The sequence below is a fragment of the Campylobacter sp. RM16188 genome (assembly GCF_012978795.1).
Lineage (GTDB): Bacteria > Campylobacterota > Campylobacteria > Campylobacterales > Campylobacteraceae > Campylobacter_A > Campylobacter_A canis.
Genome location: NZ_LIWQ01000019.1, coordinates 1 through 19,018, shown reverse-complemented (window position 1 = coordinate 19,018; position 19,018 = coordinate 1). Strand labels below are relative to the sequence as shown.

Below are 19,018 nucleotides of genomic sequence, written 5' to 3'. Positions count from 1 at the left end.
AAACGATGACTATAGCATTTTTATTTATATGTCTATTTGGACTTATGCTTATCGGCGTTCCCGTAGCTATCTCTCTTGGAGCAAGCACCGTTCTTACGATGCTGTTTTTTACCGATCTTGATGTAGCAACCATACCTCAGCTTATATTTGACGGTATCAACAAATTCTCTCTCATGGCGATTCCTATGTTTATCTTAGCGGGAAATTTGCTAAGTAAAGGTGGCTCGGCTAAAAGAATTATAGACTTTGCAAAGTCTATGGTAGGACACCTCCCCGGCGGACTTCCTATGAGTGCGATATTTGCTTGTATAATTTTTGCCGCAGTTAGCGGAAGTTCTCCTGCTACGGTTGTTGCTATCGGCTCCATTATGTTTGCTGCGATAAAAGAGGCAGGCTATCCGCCTTCTTATGCGGTTGGCGGTATTGCAACTGCCGGCTCTTTGGGAATTCTAATACCGCCTTCGGTTGTTATGATCGTTTATGGCGTAACGGCTGAAGTGAGTATCGGCAAGCTATTTATGGCGGGCGTTATCCCGGGTATGCTTCTTGGAGCTATGATGCTAGCACAAACCTACTTTGGAGCAAAGAGACTTGGATTTACAGCGGGCACTCCTGAGCCTATGGGCGAGAGAATCAAAAAATTTAGCAAAGCGTTTTGGGCTCTACTTATCATAGTTGTCGTAATCGGCGGAATTTACGGAGGAATCTTTACTCCTACCGAAGCTGCGGCTGCAAGTGCGGTATATGCGCTGTTTATATCGCTTTTTGTTTATAGGGATATTAAGATAAAAGATCTTTGGAGTATCTGCCTTGACTCTGCAATGACTACGGCGATGATATTTTTCATAATCACAAACGCGGTTGTGTTTGCCTACTTGCTTACAAGCGAGCAAATTCCACAAGCCATAGCAGACGCTATACTTGGTGCAAATATCGGCAAAATCGGATTTTTAATCTTCGTAAACATTATCCTTTTCATCATGGGTCAGTTTATGGAGCCTTCAAGCGTGGTTATGATCATGGTTCCGCTGTTGCTTCCTATCGCGCTTCAACTTGGTATAGATCCGATCCACTTTGGTATCGTGCTAATCGTAAACATGGAGATAGGTATGATCACGCCGCCTGTCGGGCTCAATCTCTTCGTTGCAAGCGGACTAACGGGTATGAATCTAAAAGATGTCATAATGGCTTGCTTACCTTGGACGCTGACACTATTTATAGGACTTATACTCATCACATACATTCCGGAAATTTCACTCTGGCTTCCAAATTTGATGTATGGAAATTAAAATTTACTAGGTCGGAAAATATATCCGACCTATCCTCCTCTTTTTTATCTTTTTATGATATTAAAACAAAAAATTTTGGCAAGTTTATATAAGTAAAATTTAGTGCGGATATTAAACGATTTAAAACTTTACAGGAAATTTTAAAGTTATCGATATAAAGAAAAGGCGTAAATTTAAACTCTACTGCAAGCATAAATTTAGCCTTTTAAACGATAAAATTTAAAGCGGTTCAATTAAGCAACGATAAATCCTCAAGCTACATCTCGTAGCTATCTTCTTCATCTTCATCCTCATAGCTATAGTCGTTTTCGTCGTAGTTGTAATTATAGCCGTTAGCGTCGCTCTCGTCGTCGTATTCGGCATAATCCTCTATCTCTTCATCTTCGTATTCAAATTCATCACCCATCATGATAACTCCTTTAATGTTTTATCTATGTCTTTTAAATTTTCAAGATATACGCTTTGGCTAGGGAACGCAAAGCTAAGTCCGTTCGCCTCGACTATATCCATGATTTTTAACATCACATCTTGCTTAACCGCCAAAAATTCACCCCAAATAATGCTTTTTGAAAAGCAATATATCATGATATTTATACTGCTATCGGCAAATTCGTCGACCACTACAAATAAATTCGTCTTGTACCCTGCCAAATCGTCAATCGAAACCATATTTTGCCTGTACAGCAAAGAGCTATGAACGCTGTTTGAGCCAAGATCTTCAGGTTTTGCTATATCCGGATGGCTTAAAAGCATGTTTCTTATATCGTCTGCACATTTTTTCACCTGAGCGGAAGTAGCGCCGTATTCAAGCCCCACATTCATCCTTATTCGCCTACCCAAACGGCGTCTATTCCAATTTCTAATAGGATCGCTAGCAAGTTTTAAATTCGGCACAAAGATAAGCGCATTGTCAAATGTTCTCACGGTCGTTTTTCTAAGTCCTATCTCAACCACCGTTCCTTCGATATCTCCGCACACTATCCAGTCGCCTTGCGAAAATGAATTATCAAACAAAAGCATGACCGAAGCAAAAAAATTCGCAAGTATGTCTTTAGCCGCCAAAGCGACTGCAAGACCGCCGATACCAAGAGATGCTATGATCGCACTTACGTTAAAACCAAGGCGGCTTAGTATAGCTAAAAGCGCTATTACGACGATGATAAAATAAATTATCTTAAGAATCAGATTTATAACCTCTTTGCGTCCGCTTTTTTTAGTTATCTCGCTGATAAAGACTATGCCGTATCCACTCAAAACGCTTAAGATAAGCCAAGTAAAAGCGATTATAAAAACAACGGACAAATAGTTAGCGAATTTTAACGGTACCGCAAGCGGATAATAAACTATCGATGCACAGATATCAAAAGCGTAAAGAGCCAGTATAAACAACATCGGTCTTTTGATGATGTTTATGATTTTATCTTCTGTTGCGGCAGCTTGATTGCCCTTAAAAAAAAGCTTCAGCAAGAGAGCCGAAGTGATCTTGGATAAAATTCTCGTAAATGATATAAAAAACAAAAATACAAAAAGTATAATCACTATCTTACCAAAATTAACTCCCTTAAGACTAAAAGGGATTTTATCATTCACAAAATCTATCGCCGTTTTTAAATTTAGTTCCGAAAATACATAATTTGACGTTATCAGCTCGGCATTATCTTTAAGGTATATCAAAATTTCCTCAAAAGTTTTTTGATGTAAGCTTATCCCTTCAAAAAGGCTTGAAGACTCCTCTACAATCTCAACTCCGGCGATATCTTTTATCTCTTTAGTACTTGCATAAACGCTGGTTTGCAAATTTAGCAAAGCCTCTTCGATAGCCGTTCTTATCTTGGCGGTTTTAGCACGCTCTTTAAACAGCTTTTCAAAGTTTAAAACCGAACTGTAAAAAATTTCATCTATATTCATTTTGACCAACTCAACGGCACTTTGTATATAAGAGCGTTTGTTTGAGCTGTTTTTGAGCTTTTTTACCTTGGCTTCAAGTAGCGATTTTTCTCTTTGAATTTTATCCAGCTCCTCTTGGCTAAATTTAGTCTGCATAAGCAATGAAGGAATTTGATCCAAAAGCTGATTTTTCTTTACTAAAATTCCTTTAAAAAGACTATTTGCATCGGCGGTTTCGTTTTTATCGGTTGCTTGAGCCTTCACTAAGGCTATTTGATTATTTATCTTGTCGATCTGTCTTACGATAACGACTATATCGACATCATCAAGCTCTACTGCGATCAAATTTAAAGGCAGGATAATAAAACTAAAAATAGCCAAAATCATCTTTCTCATCTATCAACTCCAAGTAATCTAAAACTCTTTGAAACTACGTTATAGTTATAAATTTCGCCCGTTTCTATGATATAGTGCCATACATAAATTTTAAGACTTCCGTCTCTAAATTTTGCTTTTACATCAGGATAAGTAAGCAAATTTTCATAAGAATTTATGACATTTAATCTCTCTGTTAGCCACTCTCTTCTTGCACTATCTTTAGGATCAGGCAAAAACCCTTCGACTCTCTTTTTAATCGGATCAAGCAAATTTAGCCATCTTTTCACGTTTGGCGTATTTTTAAATTTACTCTCGTCAAGATAAAGCGCTGCACATCCTCCGCAGTTGCTGTGTCCGCAGATAATGACGTTTTCGACATTTAGCGTTTGCAAGGCATACTCGATAGCCGAAGTCGTAGCCAGATACTCCTGACTGGTTCTGTAAGGAGGAATTATATTTGCGATATTTCGTACCACGACAAGATCGCCGGGCATTGTATTTGTGATCAAATTTGGCACCACTCGCGAGTCGATACAGCCTACAAAAAGAGTATGTGGAATTTGCTTTTGTCCAAGACTTTCAAACAGCTCTTTGTGCTCTAAAAAGCCCTCTTCCATGAATTTAACAGCGCCGTCTAAAAGTGCCTCCATCGCTACTCCGAAATTTTATTTTTTTAAATTATATCAAAAACGCTCTCAAGGTTGGTTAACGGCTTGTGAAATAACATTTTTTGGTGGTTTTAAAAAATCTTTTATACTTTATTTACTATTTTTTGGATAAATTTATAAAAAATTACATAAGGAGAATTGATGAGTTTATACAATAGAAATTATGCAAACTCACACGAACAAGAGTTGGCGAGAGAGTATTCTCAAAGCTCGCTTAGCACGTTTATCAAGCAGACTTACCAGCTGTTTGCCGCTTCACTTCTAGCAGCAAGCGTTGGAGCATATGTCGGTCTTGGCATAGCGCATATGTTTATAGGAAATTTACCTCTATTCATCGGTCTTGTCGTAGTTGAACTGGGGCTTTTATTCGGTCTTATGGCAGCTAAACGCAAAGCGGGATTAAATTTAGTATTGCTTTTTGCATTTACGTTTGTTAGCGGTCTTACGCTTACTCCGCTTCTAGCTTCGGTTTTAGCAATGCCTGGCGGCGCTAGCATAGTGGCTCAAGCATTTACGCTTACGACTGTTGCATTCGGTGCTCTAAGCGTGTTTGCGATGAATACAAAAAGAGATTTTACGGCTATGGGCAAAATGCTCTTTATCACTCTTATCGTAGTGATAGTAGCGGCTATTATGAATCTATTTTTCAAAAGCCCGATTTTCCAACTCGTTATCTCAAGCGTAAGTGCGATTTTATTTAGTGCGTATATCCTTTACGATACGCAAAATATCATTCGCGGTAACTACGAAACTCCGATAGAAGGAGCGGTTGCACTATATCTTGACTTTGTAAATCTATTTACTTCACTGCTTCAAATTTTAGGAATCCTAAATAGAGAATAAAATGAGCGGCGATTTAAATGAGCGTATTTACAGAGTAATTGACGCAAATTTAAATAGACTCAAAGAGGGTTTAAGAGTCGTTGAGGACATCAGAAGATATGTCTTTGACGACTTTGTCCTCTCTTCTAAAATCAAAACACTCAGGCACAAAGCCAAAATCAACTCAAGCGAATTTATCAAATTTAGAGACGCTAAAAATGATGTGCTAAAACCAAGCGTAAAAAGCGAATTTGATAGAGCAAATTTAGCGGATCTACAAATAGCAAATTTAAAACGCGCACAAGAGAGTGCAAGGGTTTTAGAGGAATGCTTTAAGCTTATCGATGCTACAAATTCGGAAATTTTCAAATCTATCAGATACGATCTTTACGAAATCGAAAAAGAAATTTAGAGAATTTTTAAAACTTTTTTAGTATAATCGCTACTAATTATTTTCAAATTTAAAGGATTTTTTGTGAGTTCATTCTTTTTGGTTTTACAATTCGTTTTAGCGGCAATTTTAACCGTAGCCGTCTTGCTTCAAAAGAGCTCTTCAATCGGACTTGGCGCATACAGCGGAAGTAACGAAAGCTTATTTGGCGCAAAAGGGCCTGCAGGATTTTTGGCTAAATTTACCTTTGTAGTTGGCGTTATTTTCATCTTAAACACACTTGCCTTAGGTTATACTTACAACACTCAAACAAAAAAATCGCTAATTGATAGCGTAGATACGAAAAACATCACAGTTCCGGCTCCTAGCGCAACTCCGGCCGCGCCTGTCGCACCAAGTGCTCCTGCTGCACCTATAGCGCCGGCTAAATAAATTTGCGAGAAAAAAGTGTTTAAAAATATCTGTTTGAAATTTTGCTTGGCGTTTTTGCTTGCAGCAGGCTCTCTTTGGGCTGACGCGCATATCTTTAACTATCATAGATTTAACGATCCAAGACACCCAAGCACCAATATCTCTAATGAAAATTTAAGAGAGCAGTTTGAGTTTTTCAAAAATAACGGATATGAGGTGGTGCCTCTTTCAAAACTAATAGAAGCGCTAAAAAACGGCGAGGAAATTCCGGATAAATGGGTAGTTTTAACGGTAGATGACGGATACAAGAGCTTTTATGAAAATGGGCTTCCGATATTTATCGAGTACGGATATCCATTTGCTTTGATGGTTTACGTTGAAGCAAGTGCCAAAAAATACGGCGATTTCATGACCTTTGAGCAGATCAAAGAGGCGGCAAAATACGGCGAAATCGGCTATCACTCATACGGACACCTTCACATGGTAGGACTTAGCAATGATAGATTAAGATATGATTTTGAAGACGGCATTAGAATTTTTGAAAAGCACATGGGCTATAAGCCAAAGTATTTTGCCTATCCGTACGGAGAATACAACGATAAAGTAAGAAATATGTCCGTAGAATACGGGCTTGAGGTTTTACTAGCTCAAAATTCAAGCGCAGTCGGCAAAGGCAGCGACCTGCTTGAGCTTGACAGAACTCCGCTTATGGATGGAACCGATCTAAAGGCTGCTCTTGCTATCAAATTTTTAAAAGCCGAATGGGTAATGCCAAAAGACTATCCGAAAAATAATAAAATAGACGAGGTTGTAATTAAAACCGACGAAAATGCCTCATTTGGATATTTTTCCGCAACAAGTAAAGGTACTAAAAAAGTAAAGCTTGAAGACGGTCAAATGAGGATTAAATTTAAAGAGCCTATCGACAGATACAAAGTAAGAATGAGCCTAAAAGTAAACGGCAAAACGACAACAAAAATTCTAGTAAAGGATATAAATGCTGAATGAAATTTATAACAAACAAAAAGAGTCTTGCGACAGATGCATAGACGGTCTTAAGCGCGACTTTTCAACCCTTCGCACAGGCAAAGTAAACATAAGCATAGTTGATAACATCTTTGTTGATTATTACGGAAGTCAAACTCCGCTAAATCAAGTTGCAACCGTACTAACAAGCGACGCAAGCACTATCAGCATAACTCCGTGGGAAAAATCAATGCTAAAAACTATCACGGCAGCGATCTCTGCGGCAAATATAGGCGTAACGCCAAACAACGACGGCGAGAGCGTGAAGCTATTTTTCCCTCCTATGACGGTTGAGCAACGACAAGAAAATGCAAAGCATGCAAAAGCCATGGGCGAAAAGGCGAAAGTAAGCGTTAGAAACATAAGAAAAGACGCTAACGATGATGTAAAAAAACTTGAAAAAGACAAATCAATCACCGAGGACGAGAGCAAGAAAGCTCAAGACGAAGTGCAAAAAATAACCGATTCATACACTACTAAAATTGATACTTTAGTAAAAGAAAAAGAGGCTGAACTACTAAAAGTTTAAGCCCAAATTTACGGCTTGTCGCTCTAAACAAGCCGTAATCTCTAGCTTGCAAATTTAGCCGAAATTTAGAAAGGAGAGCGATGAGTGCGCTTTTACCTATCTTGCAACAAATCAAACCTACTATCTCATCTCATAAGATCGAAATTTTAACAGCTTTTGCGTTTGCGCTCGCCGCTTTGTTTTTGCCGTATAAATTTTTAGAAGCAAACTTTGAATACTGGCTATTTTCGCCACTTTATCTAGTCGTCATCTATCTAAGCAGGTACAATAAATTTGCTTACAAATGCTCTATTTTAGTGCCGATAATCGGCTCTTTTCTTGTTTATGCTCTAGAGTATAAAAGTGATTTTTACTTCCATAATGAAAAATTTTGGGCTGTTTATACTATAGCGGCGATTGCGCTTTTGGCTGATAAATTTGCAAAAGACGACGAAGGATTTATCAAAAATGTGATAAGCAAAATTTTAAATTTAGCCTTGGCGTTTGGTATATTTGCGCTACTAGCCATCATTATAAGCTTGATAATTGCGGCATTTGACTACTTTTTTGATACCGATTTGTATAGAGTAAATTTTTTGGTCAACTTTCACGTGGCAAATTTTATCGCGCTCGTGCCGTTTTTATTTCTGCTTTTTGAGGATAAATTTTATTTTAGGGATTCAAACCAACTTTTAAAAAACATTTTAAATTTCATCCTAACACCCACTCTTATCATCTACACAGGCATACTTTATCTTTATATGGCAAATATCGCCTTTATAAGCGGCTTGCCAAAGGGTGGAGTTGCGATTATCGTGCTTATTTATCTACTTGCGGGATTTATCCTAACAGCCTTAGATAGTGTGGTAAATTTGGGTTCAAGTAGCACTCTTAAAACAAGTAAAATCTCAAATTTTTATAATTTTTTTGCCTATTTAGGCTCAGCCACTCTCATACTTTTATGGGTTGGAATTTTAGAGCGAACGGATACATATGGTCTAACTCCAAGCAGAATTTATCTCATCTCAGCAGCTACCCTAGCAACGATAACCTACATACTAATGATGGTTAAAAGGCTATTTTCTTATAGAATTTGTGCCGTTATAAGCGTGAGTCTAATCTTAATAACATTTTTTGTTATAGACGCCAGAGGAATTTCGCTCAATTCGCAAATTTCAAGGCTACACGCTTATCTAAACGAGCTAAATTTAACAGACCAAAACGGTGAAATAAAAAAGATAGACATCTCAAATTTAAGCTCAAATGACAAGATCAAACTAACCGATATGGCGTATGCGATCAAAAACCTAGACGACAACTACTCTTTGCCAAACAATGAAAATTTACTTAATGAACTAACGCATTATGGCTACTTGCCAAGGTCCGCCAAAGAGGCAACCGAGTATAGAAGCTTAAAGCTAAGTAGCACTCAGATTGCACTATCTGGATACAAAAACTTGATAGTAGATAGCTTAAACTACGAAAGAGAGGCATTGCAAGAGCAAGGCTTCATAGAAATTTTTAAAGATGATCAAAAAATCATATCAATCAACATGAACGATCATATTAAGCGCGTATTTGAGAAGCGAGGGCTTGATTTTTACACTATTTATTCTTACGAAATTCTAAATCAACTTGCAGACGATCTGCTTGTGATATACACAGATAAAGGAGTGCTTGTGATAGACTGGCTTGAGCTTAAAGTTAATCCAAGTCAAGGGTATACGCTACTTAGAGCAACGCCTGCTTTCTTTTTAGAAAAAGAGTAGCTTAAGCGCTTGCGTGCTAAGATAAACTTAAAAATTCAAAAGGCTAAAGTATGAATTTAGAGCAAATTTATAAAGAAGCGGGCGCTTATCTTAAGGGGCATTTTCTACTAACTAGCGGTAACCACTCGCAGTTTTATCTTCAAAGTGCCAAAGTACTTGAAAATCCAATGATAGCAGGCAAATTAGCCGATGAACTGGCTCGCGTTATATCTGAAGCGGGAGTTAAATTTGACACCGTGTGCTCGCCTGCAATAGGTGGAATTTTAGCAGGATACGAGCTTGCTCGCGCGGCAAAAAAGAGGTTTATATTTACCGAAAGAGTTGAGCGCGTCATGACTCTGCGCCGAGGCTTTGAAGTGCATGAGGGCGAGAAATTCATCATCTGCGAAGATATCATCACCACAGGTGGCTCCGCGCTTGAGGCGGCAAATATTATCAGGGATCTTGGCGGAGAGGTGGTTGCCTTTGCTGCACTTGCAAACAGAGGCTTTTGTCCACTAACAAATTTAAAAAACGAGCGTAAACCAAGCTGCAAGCTGCCAAGCGATCTGCCCATCTTTGCGCTTGGAAATTTTGAATTTGAAATTTACGAACCGCAAAACTGCCCACTATGCAAGGATGGCAGCATAGCCATAAAGCCGGGCAGCAGAGGAAATTAACAAATTTTAGCGGATTTAAGCAGGGATAATTTAAATTTATCCTGCTCTTAGTAGAGCAAATTTAATATCAAAACAGGAGTAAAATTGGCAAAGCAAAAAGCAATCATCGCAAGTGTGCCTTCGCGGATAAAGGCCTTTATAACCGATGTTTTTTTCATACTTATGCCAATTCTTTATATCACGACTTACGCTGTCTTAGACGGCAAAAACGAGTTTCAAAACAACCAGCCGGCAATCTTTATCACGAATTTTTTATTTGGAGTTATCATCTGCCTTTTTCAAAGCATCAAAGCGCAAACTCCGGGCTATAAAAGCCAAGACATATACCTTGTGAATTTAAAAAACGGGCAAAAGTTAGGATTATTTCACGCGTTACTTCGTTATGCATGCTTTGTTTTAGCGGGTTTTAGTTTGATTGGAATTTGCTTATGCTTTTTCCGAAAAGATAGGCTAAATTTGCACGATATTCTTACAAATTCAGCTGCGGTTAGCAAGAAAACTACTTAACACCTATATACAAATTCCATTTGCCGTTTTCGTGTAAAATATGCTCATAGCTGCTAAATTTAGCCTCTCTTAACATATCCAGCACCTCATCAAATAGATAAACATGCTTAATTGATATGGCTTTCTTCCATTTGCACTCGGACTTTTTAAAGCCAGGTTTAGTAAATATACAAAATACTCCACCGGTTTTTAAAACCCTTCTTACCTCTTTAAAGTCTTGCTTTAAATCAGGCCAGAAATATATGGTTTCAAAAGCGGTTACAAGATCAAATTTCTCGTCTTCAAAAGGCAAATTTGACACACAAGCCTCCATGATTCTTACCTTGCCTTCGTCGATAGCTTTTTGATTGAGCTTTTTGCTGCATAAAACGCAATCCTTAGAGTAATCCACTCCAAAAATGCAACCGTCTTTTAGCTTACCCGCAATCTTGCACACATTAGATCCCCCACCACATCCAACGTCAAGAATGCACATATGCTCTTTAATCTGAATCTTTGATAGCGCCCATGCTTCGGATTTCTTATGCACCCTATTCATAAGGCTTAAAAGCACTACTCCAAACACCCCTTGGGGCTTTGAAAAATTTTTAGTGATAAAATTCAACATACTCCTTCCTTGTGAATTTTAGTTAAAAATTTTAGAATTATACTTTTTTAAAACTCAAATTTAAATTAATATTTATTATAATTTTGTGATATTTGTATCAAAACACGTTAAAATCGATGTTTGAAAAAATAAAAATGATAAAAACATTATATTTTAATTGCTATTTTTTATTAACATTTATGATTAATATATACTATAAATTATATTTGATATTGTTTATAATTAAAATATCTGAGATATTTATAACTTATATTTATTAATCATGATAAAAACCAGTTTATTAATCTCATACATATTAATTTTACTTAATTAAAAATCTATTCTTCACAAAAAGATACAAATGTATATATTAAAGATAAAAGCGAGGAGTCGCCTCCCCGCTAAAATAAACTAAGCGTTTAGAATTTTTGGTTTAGAGAATGCTCTAATAGGCCTGATCGCGCCTTTGTACTTCTCAACTTGAACCAGGTTCGTATGAGCGACGTTGCTTTGAGCAAGCTTGCTTGTGCCTTTATCTTTTGTAAGTACGTTTACGCAACCGTGTTGGCAAAGGCTCTTCTTGCCCCAAACCTCAGGATCGTACCAAGCACCTTCGCAAATGATGATGATATCCTCTTGCGCTATATCGCTTACGATTGCACCTGCTAGAATTTCGCCGCAATCATTAAATACTCTTACGATATCGCCGTCTTTAATGCCTCTTTTTTCAGCTGCACTTTTACTTATATACATCGGCTCTCTGCCGTTTACGGATGTATAGTGTCTAACAACCGAGTTGTTTAGCTGCGAGTGAAGGCGGAAGCGTGAGTGTGGGGTGTTAAGCGCTAAAGGATACTTTTTAGCTATTTTTTCGTTTCCTAGCCACTCAAACGGCTCAAACCAAGCAGGGTGTCCCATGCAGTCATCATACCCCATTTTCGCGATAACAGGTGAGTAAATTTCGATCTTACCTGACGGAGTACCAAGTCTAAATTTGTTTGGATTTTCTCTAAAGTTTGCAAATCTGGTGAAGTATTTTTTCTCGTCGTCTTTTTTATCAAATTTGACGTAGCCCTTCTCCCAGAACTCATCAAAGCTAGGCATCTTGTCATATCCTAGACCTTTTGCTTGACTCATCGCATCGGCATAAATTTCTTTTATCCATTCCATCTCGGTTTTGCCCTCGGTAAAGACCTCTTCCATGCCCCAGCGTTTGCAAATTCCTTTGCAAATTTCAAAGTCTGTTCTTGACTCGCCAGCTGGCTCAACAGCTTTTTTGATAGCAAATAGATACTCGCCTGTGCCGTTGCTTTGGTCTATATCGTTTCTCTCAGGCTCGATCGCCACAGGGAAAACAATATCTGACATCTTAGCCCCACCCGTCCAGTAAGGCTCTGCGGTGATAACGGTGTCAAATTTCTTCCACGCTTCAACCATGCGGTTAATTTCCTGATGTCTTGTAAAGATCGATCCGCTCGCACTAAATGCAACTCTCATGTGAGGAAGTTTCCATTTTGTTCCGTTTCTCTCCATCTCCATGCCTGGATTTAAAAGAGCGTCTGTCATACGGCTGTTTGGCATGATGTAGTTTTTATTTTTTACCCATGGGCTATCGGCTTTAGTGTATTTTTCGCTTGGGAATGAGCTTAAGCCCTTAAGAACAGGAGCGATGTAAGTCTCATCGCTAGTCTTATGTCCTTGGTCGCATGCCATAAATCCGCAACCCTCTTTTCCGATATGTCCAAGCATTGAAGCTAGAGTGATAAGCGCCCAGTATGATTGCTCGCCGTGATCCTGTCTTTGGATAGCAAAACCGCTTAGGATGATTGATTCGTTTTTAGCTAAAGATACGCAAAGCTCTTCTAGCTTTTTAACAGGAACGCGTGAAATTTTGCTTGCCCAAGCAAGATCTTTTACTACGCCGTCGGTTGTTCCCATGAAGTAATCTTTAAATTTATTAAAGCCGACTGTGTATTTTTTGATAAATTCCGCGTCATAAAGGTTGTTTGTGTATAGATAGTGGCACATACCTATCATCATAGCAGTATCAGTTCCAGGAACTACACCTATGAAGTCTGAATTTAGATATCTGATCGTGTTGTTTTTGTATGTATCTACGGCGTAAATTTTCTTAGCACCGCTTGCGTTTGCCTCTTTTAGAGCTGTATAGTAGCGGTATGTCTCGTGTGTCGGAACACCAACGCCTATCTCGTTTGTTACAAGCGGGTCGGTTCCCCAAAATACTAGAGTTTTAGCTGATTTCAGTATAGCTTCCCAGCGAGTTGGAGCTTCGTTTGGCTCTATAGTACCGATAACATGAGGCATTACGACGTGGCCTGCACCGTAAGAGTAGTTGCCGTCTTCTGAAACAAATCCGCCAAGGATAGTTAGCATCCTTCTAGCTGTGGCTCTACCCCAGCTTACCTTACCGCTACCGCCCCACCAGTAGCACTCACCGTAAATACTCTCAGGACCGTATTTATCGAAATTTTCTTTTAAAGCTTTCGCGGCAAGGTCAAGAGCCGTATCCCAGTCAACTCTTACAAATTCCTCTTCGCCTCTAAGTTCAGGCTTGTTTGGACCCTTTTTCTCAAGATAGCTCTTTCTCACGCAAGGGTAAAGCACGCGGCTTTCGTTTTGGATGGCACAGGGATCGCGTTATTTAAAGTAGTTGGAAATCTATCGCCCTCAAATGGCTCTATACTTGTTATTTTACCGCTTACTACGTTTGCGTAAAATGGTCCGAATCTATTTGCACAAAACACTTTTCTTTGATCAAAAAGCGTTTTTGAGGCATTTGCCATGCTATTTGCCTGAAGGCTTACGCCGGCTAAAGCGCTAAGCTTTAAAAAACTTCTTCTCTTCATATATTCTCCCTTTTAAGAAATTTGTGGTTGTTTAATTATCTAAATTTAAAATTTGACCATTATTGAACATCTTTTGCATTGTGCTGCAAATATTTTATAATCGCATTCTTGTCAGCATCTTCAAGACCGACAAAGCCCGAGCTTATCATACTTTCTATTTGAGATGGCCATTGATTGACAGTATAAGAATTTGGTTCGTGCAAGATATGACACGCAGAGCAGCTTTGCTCAAATAAATTTTTGGCATTGTTATAAAGCGGCTCAGGATCGGTGGTTAAATTTTCGCTTGAGATCTCAAATTTAAACTCGGCCTTAAGCCAAACTTCACCGTAGTCATCCTCTGTCTTTTCTAAAATTTTGACATAAGGGTTACTGCTGCCTTCATAGCTTGCATTTCCCACATATGTCTCAAATACTACGAATTCTTCTCCAAGTGCGGGGCTTTTAACAAGCTTTTCCTGATAGCCCTCTTGAACAAAACCGGTTACTGAAACCTCAGTCTTATCGCCGTTTGCCTTTATAATCTCAACAGGCGTTAATATCCTAGCAAAGCCTATATGCTTGCCGTCTTTGACGATCTCTTCGCTGTTTTTAACATAAGCCGTTTGAGCAAATAAACAGCCACTTAAAATCGCCGAAAGTAAAAATGCTTTTTTCATACCGATAAGCTCCTTTAAATTTAATTATCAACTTGACTTAAAATCAAGCTTTTTTCATAATAGTTGATATAAGCTTAATAGCCATTTAAAAGATATTATAAATTTTAACTTAAATTTTAAATGTAAAATTAAATATTATCTTCAAATATATACGCTTATACTTTTTCAACACCCGCATTTTAAAGCAAATTTCTAATATTTAAAACTATAAAACCAAATTCAAGCTAGGTTATCAAGATTATAAATTCGCTTCACATAAATGTGTAAATTCGTAACAAAAAGATAGTAAATTTTTGATAATTTCTATCTAAATAAATTAAAGTTAACTTATTATAAATTTAAATTAAGCGGTTTATCAGGATAAAACGGGTCACAAACGATAAATTTTAAATTGCGAAAACGCTCTGTAACTTATAGCTGCAAAATTGAAATGTTAAAAATATTCTTCATAATTTTTTACAACCCTAATAAGATCTTCTTTTAAAGCAATATTTTATATTGTAGAGTAAATTTTAAAGATTTCATTATGCAGAATTTCATTGGTGTCAAGAGAGAGACTTGAACTCTCGACCTCCGGCTTATGAGACCAGCGCTCTAACCAGCTGAGCTACCTTGACACATATAGAAGAATTGCGAATTATATTACACCGTTGCTTATATATAGATAAATTTACAAGACCACACTTTGATATAAAACAAGAAGTCAAAATTCGCCTCTTGGTTTCTAAAAATTTTAAGTCTATAGTAGCCACACGATTTGAGCAAAATATAGATATTTCATTAAAGACATTTTAAATTTATAAATTTTCTGCTAAAATCACATTTTCAAATAGACAGGTGTCCGAGTGGTTGAAGGAGCACGCCTGGAACGCGTGTAAGGTTAATAGCCTTCGTGGGTTCAAATCCCATCCTGTCTGCCACTATTTAAATATTTCAATTCCAATCTTTTCTAAATCTTTCTTTTTAATCCCTAAAATACGATATTTTAATACTTTATACTTTCCATCGGACCTTAAAAAATCCTAAAATATGGTATAATTTTCCCATCAATTATGTATCACTAATTGTATCACTTAAAAAATGTATCGCTAGTGATACAGAAAAAAGGATAAAAATGGCTACTTTAGGAACCGAAAAAGAGATAAAAGCGTTAATTGCTCCTGATAGCGGTAAAGCTACTTATAGTATAAAGGGTCAAAAAGGCTTAAAGCTGTATCACTATTCCACGGGTGGAAAAATTTTTAAACTTCGCTACATGGATCAAAAAGGTAACCACACTACAAAGACTATAGGAGATTGGCAAGAAAAGGTTTACGGTATAGCAGAAGCCATTAAAGATTCACTACCTTATCTTAAAGAGCTTAGTGAGCATAATACACTAAAGCCTAATAAGATTAATAACTTCTCCGAGCTTTGGAGTTTATATAAAGAAGACGCTTTAAAAACTCAAACATTTAAATCGCTTCCCTCAGAGCTATCAAGATTTGAATATAACCTATTTGATCTTATTAAGAATGTTAGTATAGAAGAGATGAATAGCTCAAGAGTAGCTACTCCCATATTTTTAAACGCCTTAAAGAGTCTTCAAACAATAGGCAACCCAAAGAGCGATACGGTTAAAAAGCTACTTAATAGACTGAATCAAGTCTTTGACTTTGCAGTAATTAACGGCCACATTGAAAACAACCCCACTAGAATACTATCTAGAAACTTTGAAAAGAACTTCATAAAGGTAGCTCCCGTTCCAAGAAAGGCAATAACCGATATAGATAAGTTTAAAACTCTAATATCTAGCATTAATGAGTACTGGGGAGATGTAAATGTTCTTAGCTGTATGAAATGGACTATGCTTTATGCCCTTAGACCTAGCAATGCCAGGCTTGCTAGATGGGAAGATATTAATATAGATAAGAAAGAGTGGATAATAAGAGCAGAGGATATGAAGATGAAGGAAGAATTTATTATCCCATTAACCGATACTGCAATAGAGCTTTTAAAAACAATTCCAAGCTATACTATAAAACAAGGCTATCTATTTAGAGGTGCTAAACATAATGCGCCTATAAGCGACAACTCTATGAGAATGGGTCTTAAAAGACTTGGGTATGATGGTGAGATGGATATGCATGGATTTAGATCCAGCTTTAGAACAATAATTAGCGAATTAAACTACACTGAAAAACTTGGATTTACTGAGGAGGTAATGTCGCTTTGTATAGACCATAGATTTAGAAAGACTATTAAGAGTGACGAGAGCTATCATAGAGCCAAATTCGAAAGCGGAAAAAGAGAAATTTTTGAATATTGGCATGAAAAATTGAGAGAATTTGGTCTAAAAATTTAAAAAATAGATGCAATTATCAATTTTTTACTATATTTATATGATATATTTGCAAGTGCGATATTTTTAAAGTCTTTTATTTTTCTTAAACTATACTATTTAAGCTATTTATAAGCTAATTTATAATATAATAGCAAAGTTAATATTTGAATTAAATATTTTTTCATGGTATAATTTTCTCAAAAAAACGAAAGCGAGGAAATTATATTTATGAATACCACAACAAACCTACTTACCCCACAAGACCTATTAAACGCTTTTGGTGTTCCTCTCCAAACTCAAGCCAAATGGCGTATGAAAAAAGGAGATGGGATAAAACTTCCATATATTAAACTGGGCAGAAGAGTTTTTTACAAGAGAGACTCTATAGAAGCTCTTGTAAATAGTCTAGAAGTAAATTCTATCGCTTCAATAAATACTAATACCATAAAGGATAAAAGATGATAGAGATAGCAGGTTTAATTCTATACGCTCCAAAAGATATAGAAGATACATTAAATATAAATAATAGGATTCAGGCTAGGTATAGAAATAAAGGACTACTTCCTTTTAGAAAGATGGGATCATCGATATTTTATACACAAAGCGATATAAGAGACTTTTTAGAAAATACTAAGATATCAAGTGTAGCTATAAAAAGTGTAGAAAAGAGAAAAGATAGATCAAATGAAGATGATGAGTGTAATAGCGACAAAGAAATCATATCTAAAAAAGCATCTATTGTACATGATGAAAATATCAAACCCGCATCGCCTCAGCAAGATAGTTACCATGATAAGAGTATTATAAGTAAGGCTCAGGAAAACAAGAGCGAAACAAAAAGTGATACCGATACGATAAATAGAAATTTAAACTCTGATACTACGATAAATCCAACCAACAGTTATTTAGCGCGCGGCATAGATGATATTAAAAGTAGCGACACGAATAAAACGGCAAGTAGTAGCATGCAGCAGACACTAGGTCATGTAGTTTTTCCCAGCAACGACACGCAAGCCATACGGCTTAAAGAGCAGCCAAATTCTTTTAAAGGCTTAGACGATGCTAAACTTGAAATACAATATAAAACTTATCAACAAGGATCTTTAAATGAAACTCAAAAATAACAAAGATAACAAAATCTCCATTAGACTAACCGATAACGAAATGAATTCATTGGAAACTAAAGCATCGTTGTGCGGTTTAAGTAAATCAGCCTTTGCAAGAGATATTTTACTTAAATCCAAACCCCCTATCCATAAATTCGATAAAGCTATGGTTAACCAACTTTCGAGATTAGGGAACAATTTGAATCAAATCGCAAAGCATGTAAATATAAGTAGAACTATAGATACAATGGTTTGAAAGCAGATACTTGATGTTAACAAAAAATTAGACAACTTAATCGATAAAAAATAGATTCAAGAAATAAAACATGCTAGTTAAGTTCTTTTCTAACAAACAAGGTGGTAGCATATCCGGGATCAACTACCTTTTAAACAATATGGTTAAGCAAGGAACATCTGGGGTTTTAAAAGGAAATGAGGCTGTTACAAGAAATATAGTTTCAAGCATAACTAAGAAACAAAAACTCTGTATGGGCTGTCTATCGTTTGAAGAAAGAGATATTGACTTAAAGACCAAACAAAGAGTAATAGATGAGTTTGAAACCCTTCTATTTGGAGATAATAAGGATAGATACAATATATTATGGATAGAACACCAAGACAAGGGCCGACTTGAATTAAATTTTGCTATTCCAAAGATAGACTTAATAACAGGACTAGCTTTTAACCCATACTATGACAGAATAGATAGACCTCTCGTAGACTCTTGGCAAAACTACATAAACTTTAAATTTGGTTTTACAGATCCAAAAGACCCTGTTAAAGCTCATATACTTCAAGGCTTAAGAAAAGAGATAAATACAGTAAAAGATTATCTAGAACTCGAAAAAATGCTAGTAGATAAGTTAATCAATAATGAATTTAGTTACAGAGATGACATCTTACAAGCCCTTAAAAATAGCAATATAGAAGTAACCAGAATAGGAAAAGACTATATATCAGTCAAGCTACCAAATAGTAAAAAGGCTAAAAGATTTAAAGGAGATATGTTTCATGAAAGCTTTACAGACACTACAAGCTTGGAGCAACTCAGAATTAAAGCTGAAAGAAGAGCAAAAGAGTTTAAAGATAGAAGAGATGGATCAAATAATCTATACACAGAACAATCAGATCAAGAATTTACAAAAAGATCTTACCTCTTTAC

19 protein-coding genes, 2 tRNA genes and 1 pseudogene are annotated in these 19,018 nt (G+C 36.7%); 15 read left to right on the top strand and 7 right to left on the bottom strand.

Annotated features, from left to right (window positions below; translation table 11 throughout):
- Positions 1–5 precede the first annotated feature (5 nt).
- A complete protein-coding gene (locus CDOM16188_RS10225; RefSeq protein WP_172201923.1) occupies positions 6–1,289 on the top strand; it encodes a TRAP transporter large permease in 1,284 nt (427 codons plus the stop codon).
- A gap of 256 nt (positions 1,290–1,545) precedes the next feature.
- Here the strand turns inward: CDOM16188_RS10225 and CDOM16188_RS10220 are convergent, their stop codons facing one another.
- Genes CDOM16188_RS10220 through CDOM16188_RS10210 form a run of 3 tightly spaced genes read right to left on the bottom strand, consistent with a single transcriptional unit; the run spans position 1,546 to position 4,204 of the window.
- Positions 1,546–1,698 carry a hypothetical protein gene (locus tag CDOM16188_RS10220; protein WP_169943098.1) on the bottom strand — a complete coding sequence of 51 codons (153 nt, stop codon included), beginning with the start codon at positions 1,696–1,698 and terminating at the stop codon, positions 1,546–1,548.
- Positions 1,695–3,572, bottom strand: a complete 1,878-nt coding sequence (locus tag CDOM16188_RS10215; protein ID WP_172201922.1) for a mechanosensitive ion channel family protein — start codon at positions 3,570–3,572, stop codon at positions 1,695–1,697. The genes CDOM16188_RS10220 and CDOM16188_RS10215 overlap by 4 nt, the downstream gene beginning before the upstream one ends.
- Entirely contained in the window at positions 3,569–4,204 is a 636-nt protein-coding gene (locus CDOM16188_RS10210) for a carbonic anhydrase (RefSeq protein ID WP_169975711.1), read from the bottom strand. Before CDOM16188_RS10210 ends, CDOM16188_RS10215 begins: the two co-directional genes overlap by 4 nt.
- Positions 4,205–4,363: 159 nt before the next feature.
- Here CDOM16188_RS10210 and CDOM16188_RS10205 point away from each other — a divergent pair, with 159 nt between their 5' ends.
- The 8 genes from CDOM16188_RS10205 (at position 4,364) to CDOM16188_RS10170 (ending at position 10,315) form a co-directional block, all read left to right on the top strand.
- The gene (locus CDOM16188_RS10205) at positions 4,364–5,065 is read left to right on the top strand and encodes a Bax inhibitor-1/YccA family protein (RefSeq protein WP_169943120.1); all 702 of its coding nucleotides are present in this window, start codon (positions 4,364–4,366) and stop codon (positions 5,063–5,065) included.
- 1 nt (position 5,066) lies between these two features.
- Positions 5,067–5,456 carry a thiamine-phosphate pyrophosphorylase gene (locus CDOM16188_RS10200; RefSeq protein WP_172201921.1) on the top strand — a complete coding sequence of 130 codons (390 nt, stop codon included), beginning with the start codon at positions 5,067–5,069 and terminating at the stop codon, positions 5,454–5,456.
- Between the two features lie 63 nt (positions 5,457–5,519).
- On the top strand, positions 5,520–5,867 hold the full coding sequence (secG, locus tag CDOM16188_RS10195) for a preprotein translocase subunit SecG (RefSeq protein WP_169943118.1): 348 nt from the start codon (positions 5,520–5,522) through the stop codon (positions 5,865–5,867).
- Positions 5,868–5,882: 15 nt separating this feature from the next.
- Positions 5,883–6,854 (top strand): polysaccharide deacetylase family protein, encoded by a 972-nt coding sequence (locus tag CDOM16188_RS10190; protein ID WP_367649352.1) that lies wholly within the window; start codon positions 5,883–5,885, stop codon positions 6,852–6,854.
- Entirely contained in the window at positions 6,844–7,401 is a 558-nt protein-coding gene (gene frr, locus CDOM16188_RS10185) for a ribosome recycling factor (RefSeq protein ID WP_169943117.1), read from the top strand. Before CDOM16188_RS10190 ends, frr begins: the two co-directional genes overlap by 11 nt.
- Positions 7,402–7,481: 80 nt before the next feature.
- A complete protein-coding gene (locus tag CDOM16188_RS10180) occupies positions 7,482–9,149 on the top strand; it encodes a DUF4153 domain-containing protein (RefSeq protein ID WP_172201920.1) in 1,668 nt (555 codons plus the stop codon).
- Between the two features lie 50 nt (positions 9,150–9,199).
- Positions 9,200–9,808: an orotate phosphoribosyltransferase gene (gene pyrE, locus CDOM16188_RS10175; protein WP_172201919.1), complete on the top strand. Its 609-nt coding sequence runs from the start codon at positions 9,200–9,202 to the stop codon at positions 9,806–9,808.
- Positions 9,809–9,892: 84 nt separating this feature from the next.
- On the top strand, positions 9,893–10,315 hold the full coding sequence (locus tag CDOM16188_RS10170) for an RDD family protein (protein WP_172201918.1): 423 nt from the start codon (positions 9,893–9,895) through the stop codon (positions 10,313–10,315).
- Here CDOM16188_RS10170 and CDOM16188_RS10165 read toward each other — a convergent pair.
- The 4 genes and pseudogenes from CDOM16188_RS10165 to CDOM16188_RS10150 all read right to left on the bottom strand — a co-directional run bounded on the left by CDOM16188_RS10165 (position 10,308) and on the right by CDOM16188_RS10150 (position 15,044).
- On the bottom strand, positions 10,308–10,922 hold the full coding sequence (locus tag CDOM16188_RS10165; protein WP_172201917.1) for a class I SAM-dependent methyltransferase: 615 nt from the start codon (positions 10,920–10,922) through the stop codon (positions 10,308–10,310). The genes CDOM16188_RS10170 and CDOM16188_RS10165 overlap by 8 nt on opposite strands.
- 390 nt (positions 10,923–11,312) lie before the next feature.
- Positions 11,313–13,768: pseudogene (locus CDOM16188_RS10160) on the bottom strand (molybdopterin-dependent oxidoreductase).
- 59 nt (positions 13,769–13,827) lie between these two features.
- Positions 13,828–14,427 (bottom strand): hypothetical protein, encoded by a 600-nt coding sequence (locus tag CDOM16188_RS10155; RefSeq protein ID WP_172201915.1) that lies wholly within the window; start codon positions 14,425–14,427, stop codon positions 13,828–13,830.
- 540 nt (positions 14,428–14,967) lie between these two features.
- Positions 14,968–15,044, bottom strand: a tRNA-Met gene (locus CDOM16188_RS10150).
- 214 nt (positions 15,045–15,258) lie between these two features.
- Here CDOM16188_RS10150 and CDOM16188_RS10145 point away from each other — a divergent pair.
- The 6 genes from CDOM16188_RS10145 to CDOM16188_RS10120 all read left to right on the top strand — a co-directional run.
- Positions 15,259–15,347: transfer RNA gene (locus tag CDOM16188_RS10145), tRNA-Ser, on the top strand.
- 194 nt (positions 15,348–15,541) lie between these two features.
- Entirely contained in the window at positions 15,542–16,771 is a 1,230-nt protein-coding gene (locus tag CDOM16188_RS10140) for a site-specific integrase (protein ID WP_172201913.1), read from the top strand.
- Positions 16,772–16,978: 207 nt separating this feature from the next.
- Positions 16,979–17,212 carry a DNA-binding protein gene (locus CDOM16188_RS10135; RefSeq protein ID WP_172201911.1) on the top strand — a complete coding sequence of 78 codons (234 nt, stop codon included), beginning with the start codon at positions 16,979–16,981 and terminating at the stop codon, positions 17,210–17,212.
- Complete coding sequence (locus CDOM16188_RS10130; RefSeq protein ID WP_172201909.1) at positions 17,209–17,874, top strand: hypothetical protein; 666 nt, start codon at positions 17,209–17,211, stop codon at positions 17,872–17,874. Before CDOM16188_RS10135 ends, CDOM16188_RS10130 begins: the two co-directional genes overlap by 4 nt.
- The gene (gene mobC / locus CDOM16188_RS10125; protein WP_172201907.1) at positions 17,858–18,112 is read left to right on the top strand and encodes a plasmid mobilization relaxosome protein MobC; all 255 of its coding nucleotides are present in this window, start codon (positions 17,858–17,860) and stop codon (positions 18,110–18,112) included. Before CDOM16188_RS10130 ends, mobC begins: the two co-directional genes overlap by 17 nt.
- A gap of 70 nt (positions 18,113–18,182) precedes the next feature.
- Positions 18,183–19,018, top strand: an 836-nt coding sequence (locus tag CDOM16188_RS10120; RefSeq protein ID WP_172201905.1) for a relaxase/mobilization nuclease domain-containing protein, incomplete at its 3' end; no start/stop codon positions are given.

Coding starts and splice junctions, on each gene's coding strand:
- CDOM16188_RS10130 (WP_172201909.1), top strand. CDS start 17,209: ATGATAGAGATAGCAGGTTTAATTCTATACGCTCCAAAAGATATAGAA.
- CDOM16188_RS10215 (WP_172201922.1), bottom strand. CDS start 3,572: ATGAGAAAGATGATTTTGGCTATTTTTAGTTTTATTATCCTGCCTTTA.
- frr (WP_169943117.1), top strand. CDS start 6,844: ATGCTGAATGAAATTTATAACAAACAAAAAGAGTCTTGCGACAGATGC.
- CDOM16188_RS10155 (WP_172201915.1), bottom strand. CDS start 14,427: ATGAAAAAAGCATTTTTACTTTCGGCGATTTTAAGTGGCTGTTTATTT.
- CDOM16188_RS10165 (WP_172201917.1), bottom strand. CDS start 10,922: ATGTTGAATTTTATCACTAAAAATTTTTCAAAGCCCCAAGGGGTGTTT.
- CDOM16188_RS10220 (WP_169943098.1), bottom strand. CDS start 1,698: ATGATGGGTGATGAATTTGAATACGAAGATGAAGAGATAGAGGATTAT.
- CDOM16188_RS10225 (WP_172201923.1), top strand. CDS start 6: ATGACTATAGCATTTTTATTTATATGTCTATTTGGACTTATGCTTATC.
- CDOM16188_RS10210 (WP_169975711.1), bottom strand. CDS start 4,204: ATGGAGGCACTTTTAGACGGCGCTGTTAAATTCATGGAAGAGGGCTTT.
- CDOM16188_RS10180 (WP_172201920.1), top strand. CDS start 7,482: ATGAGTGCGCTTTTACCTATCTTGCAACAAATCAAACCTACTATCTCA.
- pyrE (WP_172201919.1), top strand. CDS start 9,200: ATGAATTTAGAGCAAATTTATAAAGAAGCGGGCGCTTATCTTAAGGGG.
- CDOM16188_RS10135 (WP_172201911.1), top strand. CDS start 16,979: ATGAATACCACAACAAACCTACTTACCCCACAAGACCTATTAAACGCT.
- CDOM16188_RS10200 (WP_172201921.1), top strand. CDS start 5,067: ATGAGCGGCGATTTAAATGAGCGTATTTACAGAGTAATTGACGCAAAT.
- mobC (WP_172201907.1), top strand. CDS start 17,858: ATGAAACTCAAAAATAACAAAGATAACAAAATCTCCATTAGACTAACC.
- CDOM16188_RS10205 (WP_169943120.1), top strand. CDS start 4,364: ATGAGTTTATACAATAGAAATTATGCAAACTCACACGAACAAGAGTTG.
- CDOM16188_RS10140 (WP_172201913.1), top strand. CDS start 15,542: ATGGCTACTTTAGGAACCGAAAAAGAGATAAAAGCGTTAATTGCTCCT.